The organism is Pontimicrobium sp. MEBiC06410 (assembly GCF_053601615.1).
In genome coordinates this window covers 240,428-261,198 of record NZ_JBSHNT010000157.1, presented here as the reverse complement: position 1 = coordinate 261,198, position 20,771 = coordinate 240,428, and the positions used below count along the sequence as shown (strand labels likewise).

The following is a 20,771-nucleotide window of genomic DNA, read 5'->3' as shown; positions in this document are numbered from 1 at the left end:
CTAATTTCTAGACTGTAGTATTATATTTTTCCTAATTGTACAGCTTCTTGCATCGCTTTATAGCGTTTTTCCCATTCAGATCGATTTTTGTTTAAATGGTCATCTATATGTACAGGGTCTTTGGTATTGAATTTTCCTCCCCAACGTAAACCAGCATCATTAATAATTGCAGTAAGAAATTGTTTAACTGGAGCAGGAACATTAGGGTACTTTGTGAGTACTTTAGAGTTTGCTAATTTATTACCATATTTTACATTCATGTCTATACCATGACCCGCTAAATGATTAGAAAAAGTGGCTGGTTTTACAATAGCACCTTGTACGTTTGTTGTAGTCCTAAACGAGCTAGTTACATATATATAAACATCGGCCTGTTTAGCATAGGTATTTACTTTTTCTAAGGCTGTAACAAATTCTACATCTGCACGGCATGGTTTTCCTATAAACCTGGAGCCTTGGTATAATACTAAAGGTGATTTTTTGCTGGGTAAATTATTATTTGCTAAGTCGCTCCATTTACTACCGTAAAACTTATTAATGTCTTTTAGAAATAAATTAATTAATGGGCGAGATAACCAATCGCCATCTGAATCTATATTGTTATCTTTTGCATAAGTAACGACAGCTTTACGCGTGCTATTACCATAAAGACCATCTGCACCAAATTTTAAAAAGTTAAGTTCTTTACCATAACCAATAGTATTTAATAATACTTGTATGGCGCTAATACTCATGCGAGTGCCTTTAGAAATGTATTTTCGAGTTCTTAAATCGGATTTATGAATTGACCATAACACATACATTTCTGGAAGAAAGTCATGACGTTGTAATATTAATTTTGCCAAGGTATTAGATACCGATTTTCCATTACTGGAATGATTATTTTTTTTAGCAAAAGCGGCTACTGCTGCCGCAGTTGCTTTTCCGTAATCGCCATCGGCTTGGTAGTTATCCCATTTTAATTCTTTTCTAAAACCTAGCTCGAATAATGTGCGTTGTAAATCGGTTACTAAAGTTTTATCTGGTGATTTTATAAATAGAGCTCTGCTAATATCACCTTTTTTTACAGCAGCTTCTATAAGATTTGAACATTCCATGTTAACGTATATTGATTTTTAGCACGATTAAATTACGTATTTTTTTTGATGAACTCGTCTTGTCTTTTTCTATTTCCTAAAAAATGACTCAGATTTGCCTATATTTCGTTACTTTTTTCATTTGTAGCTTATGGCTATGACTTTCAAAAAGTGTCTTATTTGTACAAATTTCAACTCATTTTCGGTTAAAAACGGAAAGTCTGGATGTGTTCGATGTTAAAATTATAGAGTAGCGGTATTTAATAATAAAGGGCTACTTAAATACAATGTTTAAGTAGCCCTTTATGTTTGCGGAAAATAGATCTTTAATTTTTTGTCGCTGCTTTATATGCTTCTATACCTCCAACAACAGGTAAGGTAATACTTGTTTTATCTAACTTTAAAGTTAATTCTGTTCCTGGTTTTGGGTGTAGTGTAAAATCTTTATCGCTAGAGAAGACCATAAATCCAATTTTTTGACCTTTAGGAATTATTTGATCGTCTGGATTTAAGTCGAAATTTACAGTATAAAATTTTCCAGGTTTTAAGGGCTCGCTTTCTGTTAACGACTTGTAGTTTTGAGGATCTGCCCATCCACGCGTAATAATATCGTCATTAATTTTTCCATCTGTCCAAGGTAATGCTACCATCCAAACCGATAAGTTTGCTGCTGGTTTACTACTAGATAGTGTAATACTTACTTTAGTAGTCCCCGACAAGTGTAAATCTTCGGTAAGGGTTGGTGTTGCATATATTAACCTGTGATTAGATTGTTTTGCTTTTGCTAATTCCTTTCCAGAAATAGTGTAATCGTCTACTAAGGTTTCTTTGCCTTGTTTAAATGTTTTTTTAGTATTTAAAGTTCCAGCGGTTTGTCCGCCCTTTTTTAAATATAAAGTAACATCCTTAGCTTCAGGATTAGGGTAGTCTGCATAGGCTGTAGGTTCTTTCATGTTGTCATTTTCTCTAACAATCCATGCACGTGCATCTTTCTCTACATTATTTTCTACACCATGTAAGTAACGTGTAAACCAACGGTTCATTAAGGTCATTGGAGGCGGTCCACCATGCCCATGTTGGTGATAATAGATTTGAGAAGGAATTCCTTGTTTTTTTGCTTGTTGGTAGATACGGTTACTATGCTCTGGCATAACATTCCAATCGTTAAATCCATGAGACATTAATAAAGCTGCTTTCATAGGCTTCATTTGTGTTAAGTAATCACGTTTTGCCCAAAAGTCGTTAAGGTCCCCTGTTTGTCTGTCCATACCGTTCTTCATTTCGGTATCTCTTACTCTTTTATTGTTTCCTGGGCGCTTTGCTTCGTCTCCACTGTGTACAAAATCGTATAATACATCGATGTCTTCTCCTAAATAACCTCCTGGAGAACGCACTAATCCGTTAGAACGGTAATAGTGGTAATACGATGTGTTAGGTGCTACAGGAATAATGGCTTCTAAACCTTCTACGCCTGTTGTAGCGGCTGCTAGTGGTAGTGTACCTTCGTAAGATGTTCCTGTCATACCTACTTTTCCTGTAGACCAAAATGCTGTTACAGGCTCGCCACCTTCTCGTTCTGTATAACCTTTTGCTCTACCACATAGCCAATCTATAACTGTTTTTGGGGCTAAGGCTTCGTTAGCGCCTCCAATGGTTGGAGCACCATCTGATAATCCTGTTCCTGGAGATGATGAGTGTACTACAATATAGCCTCTAGGTACCCAGCTTCTAATATGTGCGTTTGATATAATTGGACGTTTACCCCTTCTGGTTACTTCTGGGTGTACGCGTTCTTTTCCTATGTCTCCAAGTTCGTGTTCTACATCCCACATAACACCTGGTAAGTCTCCTGCTACACCAGCAAAATAAGGGCTAGAACCGTAAACTACAGGTAGTTTTAATCCTTCGGTGTCTGTTTGTTTTGGGCGTGTTACTGCTACATGCATACGGTCTGGTTTACCGTCTTTGTCTGAGTCGAAGGTTGTCTCTACCCAAAGGTCATGCCTTATCCAATCTTTTGGGTTACTAAAACCTTCAACAATTTGTGCTTCTCCGTTTTCAAAAACGGGTACTGTTTTTGCCGTTTCTTGTGCAGAAACAGTAGTTATTAGAGTTGTTAATACTACAGCACTAAAAACTGATTTTAAAGATGTTATCATAAAATATTAAATTCTATTTTAGTTTGAAGGGAAAGTTAATGGTTTTTTACAATACTTTCAATAGAATGATTGGCTTTAATAAAGTGTTAACATTTATTTGTCGTTATATGGGCAGGATTGAAAATAAGTTTGAAGGTTAAATTTACGGTCTTCAAATTGCTTTTCTAGTATTTTAAATTGTTTAATACGGTCTATTCTAAAGGCCCTGTAATCTCCTCTTAAATGACACCATGCTATTAAAATCCATTTGTTTTGAGTGGCGTATAAGGCATAGGGTTCTATAGTTCTAAATGTAATTACAGTATCATTTACTTTTTGGTAATTAATTTCTGTATAATTAAGGTTTGTTATGGCTAATTGAATTTCGGATAATGCATTACTTTGAATGTTTTCGTAGTTACTATTAAAGACAACGATATTATTGTCTAAACGCTCGCTCTTTTCTTGAATATAAGATTTAAACACCGATTTTATTTTAGTAAAAGCATCGTCGAAATCTTTTGAAAATGAGGTGTCGTTGGTTTGGTTTACTAGGTTTTGTGCTGTAATTAAAGCATTGGCTTCCTTCTCGGTAAATTGTACAGGAGATACCGTATAACCTTCCATAAGCGAATAGCCTCGTCCTTCTATTGTAACAACGGGAACACCTGCTTCTTCTAATTTTCTTATATCTCTATATATGGTACGAACGCTTACGTTAAATTTTTCGGCAAGTGTTGTGGCTGTTAATAGTCGCTTAGACTTTAGCAGTGTTAAAATGGATATTAATCGAGATAATTGCGACATAATTGTAAACAAAGATAGCGAACCGTTTAAAGGATTCACTATCTCTTTATATTTAACGGGAACGAGACATATGAAGAATTGACGTTAATCTGAGTAATTTTCATCCGTTTTACTACGAAAAACCACTCCATTTGAAGGTTTTTTATAACTAAATCCTTTATGCGGAGTCCACGTTATTTTAGATTATTCCATAGAATGAAGCGCTACACGGTTTCCTTCTGTATCTATAAATTGAGCGATGAATCCATCTTCTCCAATATCTGTTTTTGGCATTAGTATTTTACCACCTGAAGCTTCTACACGATTTAAAGGTTCACTTAAATTATCTCCACCATTTAAATAAATGGTACTACCTTCTGTTGTTGGAATTTGTCCTTCGGCTTCAATAATAGCGCCTCCAATGCCGTTTTTATCTTCTTTATGTGAAAACACACCATATTTAGTATTTTGTTCTGGCATGTGGTGATCTGTAATTTTAGAGTCTAAAACAGACATGTAAAATTGCTTTGCTCTTTCGTAATTGGTTACTGGAATTTCGAACCAGTTAATTGCATTTGTCATTGTAATTGATTTTTTATTTGTTGAACATGATGAACTCGTTTAAACTTTTTCAATTTGCTAAAAAAGTCTTTAATTTTCGCTTAAACTCAAAAAGCTTAAACGAGTTCAATGCAAAATTATAAGCCGAAGTGTCTAAGTATGTCAGGGGTGAAAAATAATCTCTATTTTATTTCCAAAGGATTTTAAATTGCTCGCAAACTATAATCATGTCTTGGGTTGGCGATTCGCCTTCTGGAGCCATTTCTCTAGTGTAATAGTCCCAATGTACGCGTTTCCAATAGGCTAAAGATTTATCGCCTTCTCCTTCTATAGCTGCAAATTCTTCGGTGACCTCATTATAAGGGACTAAATCTATTTGTGTGGTTTCAATAATGGCTTTTGCTTTGCCTTCCCAATTGGTTACTATATATATGTTGCCTTTTTTTGGTAAGGCTTCATTATGTTTTTTAAACCACCATAAAGATGTTGCTGTTGCTCTTTTAATACCGTTTACAACTAAATTAGCACAGTAGTCCGCATCTTTTTTGTTATCACAAAAATACCAAGATTCTGGTAGACTTTCTTGCTTGTATTTTGGATGTTTTTGTGAAAAGGCCTTCCATATAGCTGTAACCGATTGGTCTACAGTTGTTGTCATTATTTAGATTGTATTTGTAAAATAGATTTTAGATGTGATTGATAGATGAATAATGGTAAGCTAATAAGTATTAATGACCCTAACGCAGTAACACAGAAAATGTTTGCCAGCGGCCAATGCATTATTTTAAATAATATACCTATTAATAATAGTGCTATCATAGCAAATGTGATAACAAAAGATGCTTTTCTTGCTTTTAGCATTTTTTTTGCTCTTAGTGTATATTCTGTTTCTTTTTGAATTTGCTTCATTTTAGCATAACCTCCAAATTCATTAACTATTTTTTTATAGACTATTTTAAAATCTTGTGAGTTATCTGCTTCAAAGGCTGAGCATATATGGTCTATAATATCGTCTTTTAATTCTATGGAAGTAATCCCATTTGCTGTAAGATTTTTAGAAATATAGTCAATTTGTTTATCTGTTATATTCATTTTGCTAAAGCTTGAGGATTAAATATTAAGGTTAATGTTTCTATGAAATCATTAATTTCATTGGTCTTTTCTGTAATAACTTCTTTTCCTGTTGCGGTTACTGAGTAGTATTTTCTAACCCGTTTGCCTATGTATACTTTCTCGGTTTCTAAAACGCCTTGGTGTTCTAGACGATGCAAAATAGGGTAGAGAGCGCCTTCCGAAATGTCTATTTTACCTTCGGTTAATGCTTTTACTTTTTGTGTTATTTCGTAACCATACATTTTATCGCTCTCACTTAACAGCTTTAATATAATGGGTTGTAACGTACCTTTTGTTAATTCTTTACTATACATACTGTAAATATACATTTTATTAAAATGTATTAAAAATTAAAAATGATTTTTTTTAGATGTAGGTAAACAATAAAAAAACCACTCTATTATAGAGTGGTTTTTGTTATCTCTTTATCTTATTTATTGAGGGTCAAAGTCTTTATGCCCTGGAATTGTTTCTGGAAGAGGTTTTTTTATGTCTACCCCTAAATGCAATATTCTTGTGCCAGCTTCGCAGTTAGGTCTAATATTTTTACCTATTACTATACCGTCTTTATCGGCTATTACTTTGTCTCTAATTTCTCCAAAAACATTATATATAATAGCAATAACTTGTCCTTTTTTAACTGTATCTGTAAGCTTAGGTAATACATCTACTATACCACCACTTTTAGAATATATCCAATAAGAGCTATCGCAAACAGTAACATCTCTAGTAACTAAGTCTTTAACTTTACCTTCTAGCATCTCTAGGTAGACTAGTGTATTTTTTATGCCTTCTAAAGTAGCATCTATTAAAGTATGTTGAAAAACATTAGGGTTACCTATTTCTATGGTAATCGATGGAATGTTATTAGTATTTGCCCAGGCTCTTAAAGTGCCTTGTTCGTCGTATTTATTTACAATAATTTGTGTTTTTTGAAGATAGGCTAGTGCTCTTGTTTGTTCGTTATCGATATCTGAACGTATATAAAGGCTATTTACTCTTCCATGACTTGCGGTGTGTAAGTCTAATAAATAATCAAACTTACTAACTATTTTATTTACAAAATGATGGGCGTAAATTTGACTTGATGCTCCTTTGGGTTTGCCTGGCATAATTCTATTTAAATCTACATTATCTAAAAAATAACGTTGATTTGCTAAATAGCCAGGAATGTTAGTTATGGGTACGAGTACAATATTTCCTTTTAATTGTAATGGATTAATGTCTTCCATTAGTTTAAAAATTGTAGAAATACCATTTAATTCGTCTCCATGTAAAGCAGCAGTTAAGCCTACGGTGGGACCTTTTTTTATACCTCTAATTACAATTAAAGGTACTCTCCAAGGAATACCTAGAGCGTTTTCGGAAATATGAATAAAAAGTTTATGTATTTGCCCTCTTTTTAGAGATGAAAACTTTAGGTCTTCTTTAGATTTTATAATTAAAACGTTACTCATAATACTTAAGTTGTTATTTCACTTAATAATGCGGCATCATTATCTAAAGATTTAAAAAGCTTTAGTCTAAATTGTCCTTTTTTGTTGATGAGTGTATTAGCCATTTTATCTATAGATACTATAGTTAAAATTGTTTGAATATAGGCTTCTATTAAATCATCTAAACCAAGACCTAGCATATTAAAATCTTTTCTATCCATTAGCATTAATCTAGAAGTATCTGAATCCCATTGGTTTTCGGCTACTTTCATAGATAAGTTGGTTCCTAAAACTTCCCAGCTATTTTCTGGTGCTTGAGCTTCTAAAGGTTTTCTAGCTCTTCTTGCATATATGGCACAAGGAGCAAAACCTTTTGGTGAGGAGTATACCATCATCCTTAAATCTGCAATAAAAATGTTGCCTTTTCTGTTTGGTACTGTTCCTATATGAAAGAATTTACCATGTTCGCTTGTAGAGCTCCAATTGTAATGACCTATTAAACTTTGTACAATAAATTGATCGTAATCATAATTTTCAGCCATAAAATTATCTAACTCTTCATCTGTAGTAATTGTAAAAACACCTTGACCTGCATTAGAGTATGGGTTTTTTATAACGGCTTTTCCTCCAAACTTTTTTACCCATAGTGGAATTTCATTTTTATTAACATCTTTTATCGTTTCTGGAACATTTATTTTTAAACCAGATTCTGCTAATTCCGAATTGTAAAGTTCGTATGCTTTGTTGGCTAATAGTTTATTTCTTCCACCAGCTAGACAGACTAGGGTAGAATTGTAAACAAAAGTTTTAGAGGTTGGTGGAATACGGTTCCATGGTTTTTGCGTAACATACCTAAAAGCGGCTCGAATGGGTATTTTTGTTTGGTCTTCTAATGTTAACATCATCACTCCATTTTCAAAAGAGATGTGTTGCTCTTCTCCGTTATAATGGGGAATTAAATAGACTTTTTCTCCTGTTAAGTCTGCAATAGTCGCTGCATAACCCGAAGTTTCTAAATAGTTTTTATCGTAAATAACAGCAAGACTTCCTTTAGGCAACCGTTTTCTTTTTATAGCAGGTATAAAAGAGTTTTCTATAAGATATTTATAGCCTCTATGCTCGTCTGAGTCTGATCTTGGAGGCATAGATTTTTGACCAGAAGGACAAGAGTTTGTTTCTAAAATAACCATTTTCCTGTTTCCTTTTTCTGTAGTTACATAAAATAAATCTGAGCCTCCCCAATGAAAATGTTTGCATTGGTAATTTAAAACAGATTTTAATATGGTTTTATCTACTTGAGGATTTAAGTGAGAATAACGTGCTATGATACGTTCTTGGTCTAGATTAAAAAAGTGGCTTATCATTGAGTGCAACTGCGAATTCAATGCTTTGGGATAAAAATGATTTTCTGGTTCAAAATTATCCGGTTCAATAATCTCAATATGTTTTTTCATTAAGTAATAGACTCTAAAGTTTGGATTTTGTGTATAAACGAAGTTCGGTTATTTTTTTTAAAGTTTTATAAAAAAATATATAAAGTACCTCTTGTCTATATTTTACTGTAATGCGTTGCTTCTGTAAACAAAACGTTAGCGTATTCGAGGGACTTTAGGCGTAATAAAATCTTTATTTTTGGTACAAGCTTCGCTTTACGGTTTACCGTAAGTTTAATAGTAATGGACACTTTATATTGTGGGTGTTTTAAAGTTCTAAAAATATACGTAGATATACGTATTGTATATGTGTAAGAAAAACTTGAACTTTAATATTATTAAATAAATCGTCTAGAATCAATTTTTAACTAGAATTCAAAAAAGTAGAAAAAGATAAAGCTTATATAAATGAATCCGCAAACAATAATCACTATTCTAACAATAACTCTACCAATTTTTGGAGCGGTGTTGGTTATCTAATCAAACAAAGCATTGAAAAGAAAAAGGCATTAACTAATGAGGTAACTAAAGAAAGACGTGAGATTTATCAACAATATGTAAATTTAATTATTGATTTATTGGGAAACTCTAAAGTTAATAAAAAGAGTTCTACGAACCATATGTTGAAAGAATTGTATGCTTTTTATAAAAAATATGTTCTCTACGCTTCACCAAAAGTAATTAAAGCTTTTTCCAACTACTTTCAATTAATGTATAATCGAAATGAGGAAGAAGAAATAGACACAAAGCTACATTTACAATCTATGACCAAAATTATGATAGAAATGAGAAAAGATCTTGGGTTAAAAAATAAAGGACTTGGGAGAAATGGAGAAATGTTGATGAGAGCATTAATTAAAGATTATGATTCCATCTGGAAATAAAAAAAAAACAATAAATAACTAAAGCGAAAGATTTTTGCTCTAAATACTTTCATTAGTACTAGTAACTTTTTGAATGTATTTAATTCTAAACCCACAAATAAATCAAATTACCAATATTAAGCACTGCCAATACAAAAGTTGCAATAGTAATTCTATCAGGAAACTTATAGTTTACTCCAATAGCTATTAAAAGTAGTAATGGTATTATCAAGCCAGAATATAAACGCAGCGAATAGGTTTCCTTAGTGTTAGACTTTACATGCGTAGCACTATTAATTTCATTAAATATAAGTGAGGTCTTTAATTGTAACGTATCGTTTTCTTTTACTTGGAATTGAAAATCTTCGGAAGCATAAAAATCATAACTTTTAGTGTGTATGCTGTGCGATGTATGCGAATTGCCACCAGCATTATAATAGCGTTCAAACTTTGCTTTAGAGCTTAATGCCGTTTCTGTAATGGTCTGTCCTGTAAAGCTAAAATCTATAATGGCTACTACTGCAATTATTGCAGCAATGGCTAAAAGTATGGTTTGTAATTTTTTCATGATACTAGATTGGTAGCTTTTGTTTGAGGTTTGTTACAAAACCTAAGTTACGTTTATTTAATAAAAAACCACTTTACTTGCGCAAAGTGGTTTTGATTATCATGAAACATTGCGTTTCAATTTATGAGATTCCCGTTTTCACGGGAATTTATTTTATCATCTCGTAGCTACGCTTAATAAAGTTGGTTAACTCTTCTCCTTTTAAAAGGCCTTGAGATAAACGTGCTAAATCTAAACTTTGGTTTATTAAACGTTCTTGTTTCTTTTTCGTTTTCGTGTTAATAATTTCTCCAACAAGGTCAGAGTTTGTATTAACCACTAAGTTGTACATTTCTGGCATATTACCAAACATATTCATACCACCTCCACCAGTCGCTTGCATCTCTTTCATACGACGCATAAACTCAGGTTGTGTAATCATAAACGGAGAGGCAGCACTATCCATAGCTTCTAACTGTACCGTGAATTTTTCTGAAGGAATTACTTCTTTTAATAATTCGTCTAAAGCTTTCGTTTGGTCTTCATCTAATTTAGAAATCGTTGTATCGTCTTTCTTAATTAAATTATCTACGTGATCTGCATCTACACGTGTAAACGTGATGTTTTCTTTTGTGCTTTCTAATTTCTGAATTAAGTGTGATACAATAGGTGAATCTAATAATAAAACCTCGTAACCTTTTGCTTTTGCTGCTTCAATATAACTGTGTTGCTCGTCTTTATTAGAAGCATAAAGAATGACTAATTTGTCGTCTTTGTCTGTTTGGTTCGCTTTAATTTTATCGTATAACTCTTGGTATGTATGGTATGTGCCATCTACTGTTGGGTATAATGCAAATGCATCTGCTTTTTCGAAGAATTTTTCTTCAGATAGCATACCGTATTCAATAACAATTTTAATGTCATCCCATTTTGCTTCAAAATCCTCACGGCTATTGTTAAATAACGATTTTAATTTATCGGCAACTTTACGTGTAATGTAAGATGATATCTTTTTTACAGCGCCATCGGCTTGTAAGTATGAACGCGACACGTTTAATGGAATGTCTGGCGAATCAATAACACCGCGTAGCATAGTTAAAAACTCTGGTACAATACCTTCTACATTATCGGTTACAAAAACTTGGTTTTGGTATAACTGAATTTTATCCTTCTGCATGCTCATGTCCTGAGACATTTTTGGGAAGTATAATATACCAGTTAAGTTAAAAGGGTAATCTACATTTAAGTGAATGTGAAATAACGGTTCTTCGAATTGCATTGGATACAATTCTCTGTAGAAATTTTTATAATCGTCGTCTTCTAATTCTGTTGGTTGTTTTGTCCAAGCAGGATTAGGATTGTTAATAATATCGTCTACTGTAATTTTACGTTGTGGCTCTGTTGTTTCTTTACCCTCGGCATCCTTAGTTGTTTCTGGAGTATGTGTTGGGTCGTCTATTTCCTTTGTACCAAATTTAATTGGCACAGGCATAAACTTATTGTACTTGTTTAATAAGGTTTTTATTCTAGACTCTTCAAGGAACTCTGTAGAATCTTCAGCAATATGTAAAATAATTTCTGTACCTCTGTCTGTTTTGTCGTGTGCTTCTAAAGTAAATTCTGGAGAACCATCACACGTCCAATGTGCTGCTGGTTCATCTTTATGAGATTTAGTAATAATTTCTACTTTTTCGGCAACCATAAATGCAGAATAGAATCCTAAACCAAAGTGTCCTATAATTCCAGAATCTTTAGCAGAATCTTTATACTTATCTAAAAACTCTTCAGCTCCAGAAAAAGCTACTTGGTTAATGTATTTTTCAACTTCTTCAGCTGTCATCCCTAAACCTTGATCGATTATATGAAGTTTCTTTCCTTCTTTATCGATTTTAATTTCAATTTTTGGATCCCCATATTCAACTTTAGATTCCCCAATATTTGTTAGGTGCTTTAATTTTAAAGTTGCATCTGTAGCATTACTAATTAACTCACGTAAAAAGATTTCGTGGTCGCTGTATAAGAATTTTTTAATAAGCGGGAAAATGTTTTCAACGGATACGTTAATACTTCCTTTAGCCATAATTGATTAATTTTTATTTATCATTCTTGTATAGACAAGAACTTGTTTATATTTTTTATTGTCTTGTAACCAATAGTCAACAAAAATGCCAATTCCTAAAATATGACAAACTGACATTTTTAGTTGCAATAGTAAATTAGTTACATAAAAGAGGCGTAATGACATGGAAAATAATTTTCTTTAATATTTAGGTTTAATCTTGAAGTTAATATTGTTAAATTGCGACACTGTTTATTTCGAGTAGAAAGAAGTATAAGAGTAGTAATAAGGTAAATAAGATTTCCTTTTTTTAAGGAAATAAAAAACATAGTTTTTATGTATAATTCTAAAATAATAGGTTTAGGTCGTTTTGTTCCAGAGAACATAGTTACTAACGATGAGTTGTCTACCATGATGGATACTAACGATGCGTGGATACAGGAACGTACGGGTATTAAAGAAAGACGTTGGGTTAAAGATTCTGGAGATACTACTGCAACTATGGGTGTAAAAGCTGCCAAAATTGCGATTGAGCGTTCTGGGTTGGATAAAGATGATATCGACTTTATTATTTTTGCTACCTTAAGTCCAGATATGTATTTTCCTGGGCCAGGAGTACAAGTACAAGAGGCTTTAAATATTAAAACGGTTGGAGCTTTAGATGTTAGAAACCAATGTTCTGGTTTTGTTTATGCTATTTCTGTAGCTGACCAGTTTATTAAAACGGGGATGTATAAAAATGTTTTAGTAATTGGGTCAGAGCTACATTCCCATGGATTGGATAAAACGACTAGAGGTCGTGGTGTTTCTGTAATATTTGGAGATGGAGCAGGAGCAGCAGTTTTAACTAGAGAAGTAGATACTACAAAAGGTATTTTATCTACACACTTACACTCGCAAGGCGAGCATGCAAAAGAATTAGTGTTAGAAGCACCAGGAATGGGAACACGTTGGGTTACCGATATTATAGATGATAATAATGCCAATGATGAAAGTTACTTCCCGCACATGAATGGTCAATTTGTATTTAAAAATGCTGTGGTGCGTTTTAGTGAAGTAATTATGGAAGGGCTTACTAAAAACAAATTAGAGGTCTCAGATATAGATATGTTAATTCCGCACCAAGCGAATTTAAGAATCTCTCAATTTATACAGCGTAAATTTCAATTAGAAGACAACCAAGTTTATAATAATATACAACGTTATGGTAACACTACCGCAGCATCTATTCCTATTGCTTTAACTGAGGCTTGGGAAGAAGGCAAAGTAAAAGAAGGAGATACAGTGGTATTAGCTGCTTTTGGTAGCGGTTTTACTTGGGGAAGTATTATTATTAAGTGGTAACAAAATTCCTGTGTATACAGGAATCTCATTAATAAAACCCTTTAAATGAAAGTTATTTTAAAGAAAATATTAGGCGTATTATTTATATTAATAGGTGGCTTTTTATCGCTATCGTTATTAATACAAGCACCAAATACGGTAATAAACTCACTTGAAAGAAAAGAAGTTTCTGGATATGGAATGGCTTATGTATTTGGTATAATTATAGGTTTTCTTATTTTTTTAATCCCTATATACTTTCTATTTAAATTTGGTTTTAAATGGGTGTCTAATAAAAAGAAATCTAGAATAGAAGATGTTGGTAGTATTGGTGAAAATTAACATTAATAGAAATAAAAAAAGTCCTAAAACTCGAGTTTTAGGACTTTTTTACTAATTAACCAATATAAACTAAACTTTTGTTTACGAATGCTTTTCTAGGAAGACTAATTCAAATAAAATATATCGTATTCTGTTGTTGTTCTACTTATAAGACGAATATTTTTATGTTTTATTACATTGATTATCAATATTTAATGAAAAATTAACAAATAAGAGCTATTTTGTTAAGGTCCTGCTAAATTTTATATAGAATTTGCCATTGTGTAATATTTTGATACACTGTAATTAAATTTTTTTGTTTTATACATTAACAATATGTTATAAATACAGAAAACCAGTAAGCTAAAATATTAGCATCACTGGTTTTCTGCACTTTAAAATTACTTTGTGTAGAGCGTTTATAATTATATGCTATCTACAAAGTTTTTAAAGACTTCTTTATGGCGTTCTAAATCTAAATGAGAAGAAAGTGCTACACGTACAATGTAATCTTTATCTCCTTCCTTTGTTGTTCCTTGGGTAGATGTTGCAGGAATTGTCCAATAACATCCTTTTAATTGTCCGTAACTTACACAGAATTTACTTTCATTAGGGATTTCGGTAATCATTAAATTAATTAATTTAAGATTTAACGCTCTCTTGTATGTTTCTTTTTCTTCTTCGGTATTGCCTTTAGTTGGTAAGTCTAATGAAAAAACGGAAGGTGTAAACCCTTGCTCAGCTAATGTTTCAGACACAAAATTAATTTTTGCTTCGGGTAAAGTTTTATAAATAAAGTTTACAAACTCACGTGTGTTTTTATAGGCGTCATGAATTCTTTGATTCATAGATGGTAATTGCTTTGCTAGTATTTGGTACTGTAAGGCTGTTGCTTCGTTATCGCAAAGGTCTAGGTGTAATTCTATGTTTTCCATTAAGGCCTCTGCTTTTTTATTTGCTGTAGCATAGCCAGCTGTACACTGTCCACCGCTAGGAAACTTAGAGCCACTAACATAGGATATTGCTCTTACTGATGATAAGATGTCGTTTTCTCTCAAAAAGTGAACGTTGGGGCAAAAGGTTTGGTCTAAAATAAAAACAGGGTCGATAGCAATATCTCCGTTACTGGTTTTACGTTCTTTACTTAAAACGACTTTTAGTTTTAAAAGATCTGGAACTTCTACTCTAGGATTTGTTGGTATTTCTGCAATAATGTATGGTACAGCATCTTCTTTAGCAATTTTATCGAGTACCACATCAATGCTTTGTACCATATCTTGACCTCCATCTACCGGTAAGTCCATGACTTCTATATTATTATTACATGCCGCTACACGTCTTGCTTGGTCATTGGTGCCTCCATAACAATTTGGTGGTACAACAAACTTGATTTTTTTTCCTTGATGGTTTTCTATGGCATCATGAATTAATCCCATTGCAATTGCATATTGTATAGATAAACCACTAGAGCCAACAACAGCTTTAGTGGTTGTACCAGTAATTTGTTTAATAGAATTTAAAACACTTGTTTTATTGACTTCAATATCATTTTTTATGTTATCTGCAGTGTTTCTAACCAATTCATTTAATACTGTAAGGCAATTTGCCGGTGTCATGGCAATGGTTTCTCTTCTTCTTACATGTTGAATTTCTGAAATGTATTTTTCGTTTTCTTCGCCATTGGCTACTAAAATACTTCCGTAATGAGGATGAGAACTTACAAAGAAGTCTATATTTGGTGTTAGGTTAAAGTTACAAATATTGTCTTGTTCTGTAATGAAAACTGTGCTTCCGTTAAACTGAGGTATAGCATTAATATTTTCAACCTTTTTTAATTCAAAATTATAACCATAAACACGTTGTATTAGGTCTGCTTCAAAAATGGCAGGTAATTTATCGGTGTAAACGATTTGAGTATTTTTATTATCAAATAAATTTTTTCTTAGAATAGCTAAAATAGGTGTTGTTTTTGATGAAAAACTAATTACATTTTGTGGCTTTTGGTTGTTTAGTTTGGCAATTGCCCATTCTAATACGCAAGATAATGGGTGCCCTAGTCTAATATAATCGTAAGCTGTAGGAAGTTCTCTTAATGTTGAAGCATCAGCATTGTTAGTGTTAAATAAGTTTTCAAATTGCTCTAAAAATTCAACTTTAGCTTGTGCTTCATTATAAATATCTAATCGGTGCGTTGTTAGATTAAGCCAGTCTTTTGGCATGTTATCTAATACCGCTTTTATATAGTTTTGTATTGTATTGTCCTGCATTATTATTGTCTTTCAAAATAGTATTGCAAGATACTATTAATTAGTTTTTTTTTAATGTTTCAAAGTGGTTTTGTTGTATTGTATTACTAAAATTGAAACTTCAATTAATACAAGAGTCATTTGAATGCTTTTTAGAACAATTCCTTTTAAATTCCTAAAATGTAATATTAATAAGTTGTCGTTATAAGTACTTATTTAAAGCGTAATAATTAATAGTTTATAATAAAACAAAAGCCCAAAGTGTACGGCTTTGGGCTTTCTTAATTTAATAACCAGATATAACACTAACCATCAACTATTATGTTGGTTATTAAATATGTTTTAAAGGAATCCTCCTCCAGATTTTTCGTTATCATCTCTGTTTTTACGAGATTTAGCTCTGTATTTTCCGCCGCCAAAACGGTAGGTTAAGCTTCCTTGTATGGTATTGCTTTCCCAGTTGAATCCACCAACTTGTCTAAATGGCCTTGTACCATTAAAAGCAAATTCCATAGTGTCGAAAATATCATTGTAATTTAAACTAAATGACCCTTTGCCTTGAGCAAAACTTATACGAGCACCAAGGTTTACAAAATACATAGGTTCTAAATCGAATTGTAAGGTTTTGTTTTTTCCTCTGTAAAAACCAAAAGCTGTAAATGATAATGTTTTAGTGGCTTTAAAATTGTTAAACATTCTAAAGTTCCATGCAACATTAGTTACTTCAGAAACATCTGTAATAATATCATTAACTGTTGCTGTTTCTATAGGTGCATTTAAACGCTCGGAAATTCCTTTTTGTTTTTGTGAGTACAAATCGAAACTACCATTAATACTCCACCAAGTTGTAGGGCGGTAATTGCTAGATAATTCAAACCCATAAGCTGCTGTATCATCAAAATTGTCATGTGTTAAAATTAATCGGCCAGAGTTTACATCGGTTCTGTCTACAAATAAGGCCCTGTTTATTTCGTCTGATATTAAACGGTAGAATACGCCAGCAGTAACACTTCCTTTTTTTAATTGTCTTGTGTAATTAACTTCTAGAGAGTTGGTAAATTGTGGCTCTAAATTAATGTTACCAAAAGAGGATAGTAATGGTGTAGCCCATTCTCTAATAGGGTTTACTTGCCCAATACCAGGTCTGTCTACTCTACGACTATAGCTTAATTGGTAAGAGTTTTTTTCAGAAGGTGTATACGTAAAAAAGGCTGAAGGGTACACTTCAAAATAATCATTATTAAAGGTTATTGTGTTTATGTCGTTAGAGTTAACCTCTCTTTCTATAGCTATAGCATCTACATTAACACTTTCTAATCTGGCTCCTATTTGGTAAGTCCATTTTTCAAACTTTTTACTAAAGCTAGCATATGCAGAATAAATATCTCTTGTGTAATCGAAATCTGTACTTGGTGTAGGTCTTAAATCACCCGAAGCATTAAACGATTCTCCAGTAGATGCATAACTAATGTCTGTGTTAAATAAACGTGCTTGTAAGCCTAATTCTAATTTGGTTGTTTCAGATAACGGATTTACATAGTCTAAATTAATCGTGGTACGTTCTCTATCTGTTTCATTAAAATCTCTAAAGTCGTTGGTGTTTCCTAATTGAAATTTATAGTTTAACGGGTTTTTACTATCGTAAATATTATAATCTGCTTCTAGTTCTATATTATGGCCTTCTTTTTCGAAATCTAATTTGTAATCGAAATTGTATTGAGAAGAGCTATTATCATCTTTAGATACAAAGGTTTGGCTTTGATTGAAATTACTATCATCAAAAAAGAATGCTTTTGTAGAGCCTAAAGTACTATTATCTGAAACATTTTGATTAGTGAAAAATGAGATCGTATTTTTATCATTTAAATAAAAATCTAAACCTACTTTATATAAATGCGATTTTCTGCTATCTAAAAACGAAAACAATTGTTCTGAGTTATTGTCTGGTCTTGAAATATTTCCACGATTTTGATTTTTTGAAATATTGTTGCTGTAATTTCCGTAGAGATTAAATTTTCCGTTACGGTAGTTTAAACCTAAAGCACTATTAAATTTGGCTTGTTCCTCGTGTGCTAACCCAATACTAAAGTTACCATTAAAACCTATTAAGGTATTTTTGTGTAGCACAATATTTATAATACCACTCATGCCTTCAGGATTATATTTTGCTGATGGGTTTGTTATTAATTCAATAGATTTAATAGCTGTTGAAGGAATTTGTCTTAATAATTGAGCTGTAGGAATATTAGATAATTTGCCGTCTACCATAACACGTACATTCTGGTTGCCACGAAGGCTAATGTCTCCAGTTTGTTGGTCTATACTTACAGAAGGAATACCAACCATAAGTTCTGAAGCCGTTCCTGTAGCTGCTAAATCTTTACCAATAGTTATAACCTTTCTATCTACTTTTTGTTGTATCGTAGAGGTTTCTGCAACAATTGTAACTTCGTCCAGTCCGGTGGCTGTTTCTTCAATTTTAATAACGCCTAAATTTACTGTTGTATTTTTTTTATCTATTGTAGCCTCTAAAGTTATGGTTTTATAACCTACATATTGAATGCTTACACTATGTTTACCAACTGGAATAGATTCAATTTTAAATATTCCATTATCGTTTGTAATACCTCCAGTAATGATTTCTCCTTTTGTATTTTTTACTACAATACTAACATAAGGTAAGGGTTCGTTTAATGTTGCGTCTAAAACTTTACCAGTAATAGTTCCAGATTTTAGAAACTCTTTTTTTACTGAAGTTTGTGCTTGGATTGTTAGTGTGATTAGAAAAGCACCTAACAAGAGTAGTTTTTTCATCTTGATTGATTGTGTTTATGATTGATTGATGTAATTTAGTAATACAGTTAAGACTCCTATTTTTTTATTCTGTTACTAGTTTTAACAATACTTAACATATTTTAACATTTTATGACTAAAAAAACATTGGTGCTCGGCGCCTCTTTAAAACCCAATCGCTATTCTAATATGGCTATACGTAAATTAGTAAATTACAATCATGATGTTGTTGCTCTTGGTTTAAGGGCAGGTGAAGTTGCCGGCGTATTTATAGATACCGAGTTAAAAGAGTATAATGCTGTAGATACAATAACATTGTACTTAAACCCTAAACGTCAAGAACAGTATTACGATTATATTGTATCCTTAAAACCAAAGCGTGTTATTTTTAATCCAGGAACAGAAAATTCAATATTGTATACTATTCTAAAAGAGCATAATATTGAGTTTGAGATTGCGTGTACGCTGGTATTACTATCTTCTAACCAATATTAGTTGTCGTTTTTTTAGAAATAAATAAAAGACCAATAAAAGTTAATAAGCCATTAACTATTAATATTTCGAACCCAAACTCGTAACCAAACAGGAGTTCCTTAGAGAACATGTTCATAATATATGATACTATAGGAGCAATTAAAGCAATGAGCCAGACCCATTGGTCTTTTATATACTTTTTAGTTAAAATACCAAAAGCAAATAGACCTAATAAAGGGCCGTAAGTATAGCCTGCAGCTTTAAATAACTCCCAAATAACAGAGACATCTGTAAAAATATAATGGAAAATAACAATAACAACAACAAGTATAATGCTAAATAAAACGTGTACTTGCTTACGTATTGTTTTTTGTTTAGACTTCGCTTTTTTATCTAATTCAATAATATCAATACAAAAAGAAGTAGTTAAAGAGGTTAAAGCAGAATCTGCACTAGAGTATGCCGCAGCTATTAAACCAAGAAGGAAAAATGCAGAAGTAATAATGCCTATTTCTGGTAACATAGCTATGGTAGGGAATAAATCATCTTTTGTAGCAGTAATTCCATTTTGAGTAGCATATTGAGTTAACATAAGGCCTAATGCTAAAAATAATAAATTAACAAAAACGAGGACAATGCTAAAAGATACCATGTTTTTTTGAGCCTCTTTTATATTCTTACAGGTTAAGTTTTTTTGCATCATGTCTTGATCTAGTCCAGTCATAGTAATAGTAATAAATATACCAGCAAGAAAACTTTTAATAAAGTATTGAGGATTGTTAGAGTCTCCAAAAAAGAAAACTTTACTCATGGCGCTATCTTTTACATTTGTATAGACTTCAGAGATGCTATTTAAATCCAAAGCCTGAGCCAAAAATACAATAGCTACAATTACAGAAATAAGCATAAATAAGGTTTGTAGCGTATCTGTAAAAATAATAGTTTTTATTCCGCCTTTAAATGTATATAGCCAAATTAAGGCAATGGTAATTATTACAGTTATAGGAAAAGGTATAGAAAATTGATTAAAAACCAATAACTGTAACACTTTTGCTACTAAAAATAAACGAAAAGCAGCACCAATTGTTCTAGAAATTAAAAAGGCAATAGAGCCTGTTTTGTAGCTTGTTTTACCAAAACGATCTTTTAAATAAGTATAAATAGACGTTAAATTTAATTTATAATATAATGGTAATAAGACATAAGCAATAACCAAATACCCAACAAAATAGCCTAAAACAACCTGAAAATAACCAAACTGTTTAGTTTCTACAGCTCCAGGAACAGATATAAAAGTAACACCAGAAAGAGAAGCACCTATCATACCAAAAGCGACCAGATACCATGGGGCAGATTTGTTAGCTTTAAAAAAAGCATTGTTAGAATCTTCTTTACCAGTAAAGTAGGAAATTATAACAAGTACAGCAAAGTAAGAGATTATTAAAAGTAATATGTGTAATGGTTTCATGAATTGTTTTATTTTTCAATGCTAAAATAGTATTTTTACATTCTAAACACTTCGTTTTTTAAATGAAACACATTTATTTGTAAGGCATAAGTGTTATCAATAAAAAAAATATTAAGTAATGGTTTTTTTATTAG

Annotated in this window: 18 protein-coding genes; 4 read left to right on the top strand and 14 right to left on the bottom strand. The window is 32.1% G+C overall.

Going from position 1 to position 20,771, the window contains the following annotated elements:
* Positions 1-20 precede the first annotated feature (20 nt).
* The 9 genes from ACVC08_RS13305 to ACVC08_RS13265 form a co-directional block, all read right to left on the bottom strand.
* Positions 21-1,097, bottom strand: a complete 1,077-nt coding sequence (locus ACVC08_RS13305) for a M15 family metallopeptidase (RefSeq protein WP_452602375.1) — start codon at positions 1,095-1,097, stop codon at positions 21-23.
* A 305-nt stretch (positions 1,098-1,402) separates the two neighbouring features.
* A complete protein-coding gene (locus ACVC08_RS13300; RefSeq protein WP_452602374.1) occupies positions 1,403-3,235 on the bottom strand; it encodes a Xaa-Pro dipeptidyl-peptidase in 1,833 nt (610 codons plus the stop codon).
* Between the two features lie 93 nt (positions 3,236-3,328).
* Positions 3,329-4,021 carry a helix-turn-helix transcriptional regulator gene (locus ACVC08_RS13295; RefSeq protein ID WP_452602373.1) on the bottom strand — a complete coding sequence of 231 codons (693 nt, stop codon included), beginning with the start codon at positions 4,019-4,021 and terminating at the stop codon, positions 3,329-3,331.
* A gap of 183 nt (positions 4,022-4,204) precedes the next feature.
* A complete protein-coding gene (locus ACVC08_RS13290) occupies positions 4,205-4,582 on the bottom strand; it encodes a VOC family protein (RefSeq protein ID WP_452598411.1) in 378 nt (125 codons plus the stop codon).
* 166 nt (positions 4,583-4,748) lie between these two features.
* Complete coding sequence (locus tag ACVC08_RS13285) at positions 4,749-5,219, bottom strand: ASCH domain-containing protein (RefSeq protein ID WP_452602372.1); 471 nt, start codon at positions 5,217-5,219, stop codon at positions 4,749-4,751.
* Complete coding sequence (locus tag ACVC08_RS13280; protein WP_452602371.1) at positions 5,219-5,653, bottom strand: hypothetical protein; 435 nt, start codon at positions 5,651-5,653, stop codon at positions 5,219-5,221. Before ACVC08_RS13280 ends, ACVC08_RS13285 begins: the two co-directional genes overlap by 1 nt.
* A complete protein-coding gene (locus ACVC08_RS13275) occupies positions 5,650-5,988 on the bottom strand; it encodes a PadR family transcriptional regulator (RefSeq protein ID WP_452598408.1) in 339 nt (112 codons plus the stop codon). The genes ACVC08_RS13280 and ACVC08_RS13275 overlap by 4 nt, the downstream gene beginning before the upstream one ends.
* A gap of 120 nt (positions 5,989-6,108) precedes the next feature.
* A complete protein-coding gene (locus ACVC08_RS13270) occupies positions 6,109-7,131 on the bottom strand; it encodes a succinylglutamate desuccinylase/aspartoacylase family protein (RefSeq protein ID WP_452602370.1) in 1,023 nt (340 codons plus the stop codon).
* A gap of 5 nt (positions 7,132-7,136) precedes the next feature.
* Positions 7,137-8,564, bottom strand: a complete 1,428-nt coding sequence (locus ACVC08_RS13265; RefSeq protein WP_452602369.1) for a hypothetical protein — start codon at positions 8,562-8,564, stop codon at positions 7,137-7,139.
* 557 nt (positions 8,565-9,121) lie between these two features.
* On the opposite strand from ACVC08_RS13265, the gene ACVC08_RS13260 reads away from it, so the two are divergent.
* Entirely contained in the window at positions 9,122-9,427 is a 306-nt protein-coding gene (locus ACVC08_RS13260) for a hypothetical protein (RefSeq protein WP_452602368.1), read from the top strand.
* Positions 9,428-9,512: 85 nt separating this feature from the next.
* On the opposite strand, the gene ACVC08_RS13255 is transcribed toward ACVC08_RS13260, so the two are convergent.
* Together ACVC08_RS13255 and htpG are read right to left on the bottom strand one after the other, a co-directional pair.
* On the bottom strand, positions 9,513-9,974 hold the full coding sequence (locus ACVC08_RS13255) for a hypothetical protein (protein WP_452602367.1): 462 nt from the start codon (positions 9,972-9,974) through the stop codon (positions 9,513-9,515).
* Positions 9,975-10,122: 148 nt separating this feature from the next.
* On the bottom strand, positions 10,123-12,033 hold the full coding sequence (gene htpG / locus ACVC08_RS13250) for a molecular chaperone HtpG (protein ID WP_452602366.1): 1,911 nt from the start codon (positions 12,031-12,033) through the stop codon (positions 10,123-10,125).
* A 315-nt stretch (positions 12,034-12,348) separates the two neighbouring features.
* Between htpG and ACVC08_RS13245 the strand changes: the two genes are divergently transcribed.
* Complete coding sequence (locus tag ACVC08_RS13245) at positions 12,349-13,356, top strand: 3-oxoacyl-ACP synthase III family protein (RefSeq protein ID WP_452602365.1); 1,008 nt, start codon at positions 12,349-12,351, stop codon at positions 13,354-13,356.
* Between the two features lie 45 nt (positions 13,357-13,401).
* Positions 13,402-13,677: a hypothetical protein gene (locus tag ACVC08_RS13240; protein ID WP_452602364.1), complete on the top strand. Its 276-nt coding sequence runs from the start codon at positions 13,402-13,404 to the stop codon at positions 13,675-13,677.
* Positions 13,678-14,081: 404 nt separating this feature from the next.
* Here the strand turns inward: ACVC08_RS13240 and ACVC08_RS13235 are convergent, their stop codons facing one another.
* Positions 14,082-15,923 (bottom strand): cystathionine beta-synthase, encoded by a 1,842-nt coding sequence (locus ACVC08_RS13235; protein WP_452602363.1) that lies wholly within the window; start codon positions 15,921-15,923, stop codon positions 14,082-14,084.
* Positions 15,924-16,244: 321 nt separating this feature from the next.
* Entirely contained in the window at positions 16,245-18,716 is a 2,472-nt protein-coding gene (locus ACVC08_RS13230; RefSeq protein ID WP_452602362.1) for a TonB-dependent receptor domain-containing protein, read from the bottom strand.
* A 111-nt stretch (positions 18,717-18,827) separates the two neighbouring features.
* Here ACVC08_RS13230 and ACVC08_RS13225 point away from each other — a divergent pair, with 111 nt between their 5' ends.
* A complete protein-coding gene (locus tag ACVC08_RS13225) occupies positions 18,828-19,190 on the top strand; it encodes a CoA-binding protein (protein WP_452602361.1) in 363 nt (120 codons plus the stop codon).
* Here ACVC08_RS13225 and ACVC08_RS13220 read toward each other — a convergent pair.
* Positions 19,177-20,637 (bottom strand): sodium:solute symporter, encoded by a 1,461-nt coding sequence (locus ACVC08_RS13220; RefSeq protein ID WP_452602360.1) that lies wholly within the window; start codon positions 20,635-20,637, stop codon positions 19,177-19,179. The two genes, ACVC08_RS13225 and ACVC08_RS13220, sit on opposite strands and share 14 nt — an antisense overlap.
* Positions 20,638-20,771 lie beyond the last annotated feature (134 nt).

What these genes read in the sequence shown, in the direction of transcription:
- ACVC08_RS13305 (WP_452602375.1), bottom strand. Translation starts at nt 1,097, where the DNA reads ATGGAATGTTCAAATCTTATAGAAGCTGCTGTAAAAAAAGGTGATATT.
- ACVC08_RS13300 (WP_452602374.1), bottom strand. Translation starts at nt 3,235, where the DNA reads ATGATAACATCTTTAAAATCAGTTTTTAGTGCTGTAGTATTAACAACT.
- ACVC08_RS13295 (WP_452602373.1), bottom strand. Translation starts at nt 4,021, where the DNA reads ATGTCGCAATTATCTCGATTAATATCCATTTTAACACTGCTAAAGTCT.
- ACVC08_RS13290 (WP_452598411.1), bottom strand. Translation starts at nt 4,582, where the DNA reads ATGACAAATGCAATTAACTGGTTCGAAATTCCAGTAACCAATTACGAA.
- ACVC08_RS13285 (WP_452602372.1), bottom strand. Translation starts at nt 5,219, where the DNA reads ATGACAACAACTGTAGACCAATCGGTTACAGCTATATGGAAGGCCTTT.
- ACVC08_RS13280 (WP_452602371.1), bottom strand. Translation starts at nt 5,653, where the DNA reads ATGAATATAACAGATAAACAAATTGACTATATTTCTAAAAATCTTACA.
- ACVC08_RS13275 (WP_452598408.1), bottom strand. Translation starts at nt 5,988, where the DNA reads ATGTATAGTAAAGAATTAACAAAAGGTACGTTACAACCCATTATATTA.
- ACVC08_RS13270 (WP_452602370.1), bottom strand. Translation starts at nt 7,131, where the DNA reads ATGAGTAACGTTTTAATTATAAAATCTAAAGAAGACCTAAAGTTTTCA.
- ACVC08_RS13265 (WP_452602369.1), bottom strand. Translation starts at nt 8,564, where the DNA reads ATGAAAAAACATATTGAGATTATTGAACCGGATAATTTTGAACCAGAA.
- ACVC08_RS13255 (WP_452602367.1), bottom strand. Translation starts at nt 9,974, where the DNA reads ATGAAAAAATTACAAACCATACTTTTAGCCATTGCTGCAATAATTGCA.
- htpG (WP_452602366.1), bottom strand. Translation starts at nt 12,033, where the DNA reads ATGGCTAAAGGAAGTATTAACGTATCCGTTGAAAACATTTTCCCGCTT.
- ACVC08_RS13245 (WP_452602365.1), top strand. Translation starts at nt 12,349, where the DNA reads ATGTATAATTCTAAAATAATAGGTTTAGGTCGTTTTGTTCCAGAGAAC.
- ACVC08_RS13240 (WP_452602364.1), top strand. Translation starts at nt 13,402, where the DNA reads ATGAAAGTTATTTTAAAGAAAATATTAGGCGTATTATTTATATTAATA.
- ACVC08_RS13235 (WP_452602363.1), bottom strand. Translation starts at nt 15,923, where the DNA reads ATGCAGGACAATACAATACAAAACTATATAAAAGCGGTATTAGATAAC.
- ACVC08_RS13230 (WP_452602362.1), bottom strand. Translation starts at nt 18,716, where the DNA reads ATGAAAAAACTACTCTTGTTAGGTGCTTTTCTAATCACACTAACAATC.
- ACVC08_RS13225 (WP_452602361.1), top strand. Translation starts at nt 18,828, where the DNA reads ATGACTAAAAAAACATTGGTGCTCGGCGCCTCTTTAAAACCCAATCGC.
- ACVC08_RS13220 (WP_452602360.1), bottom strand. Translation starts at nt 20,637, where the DNA reads ATGAAACCATTACACATATTACTTTTAATAATCTCTTACTTTGCTGTA.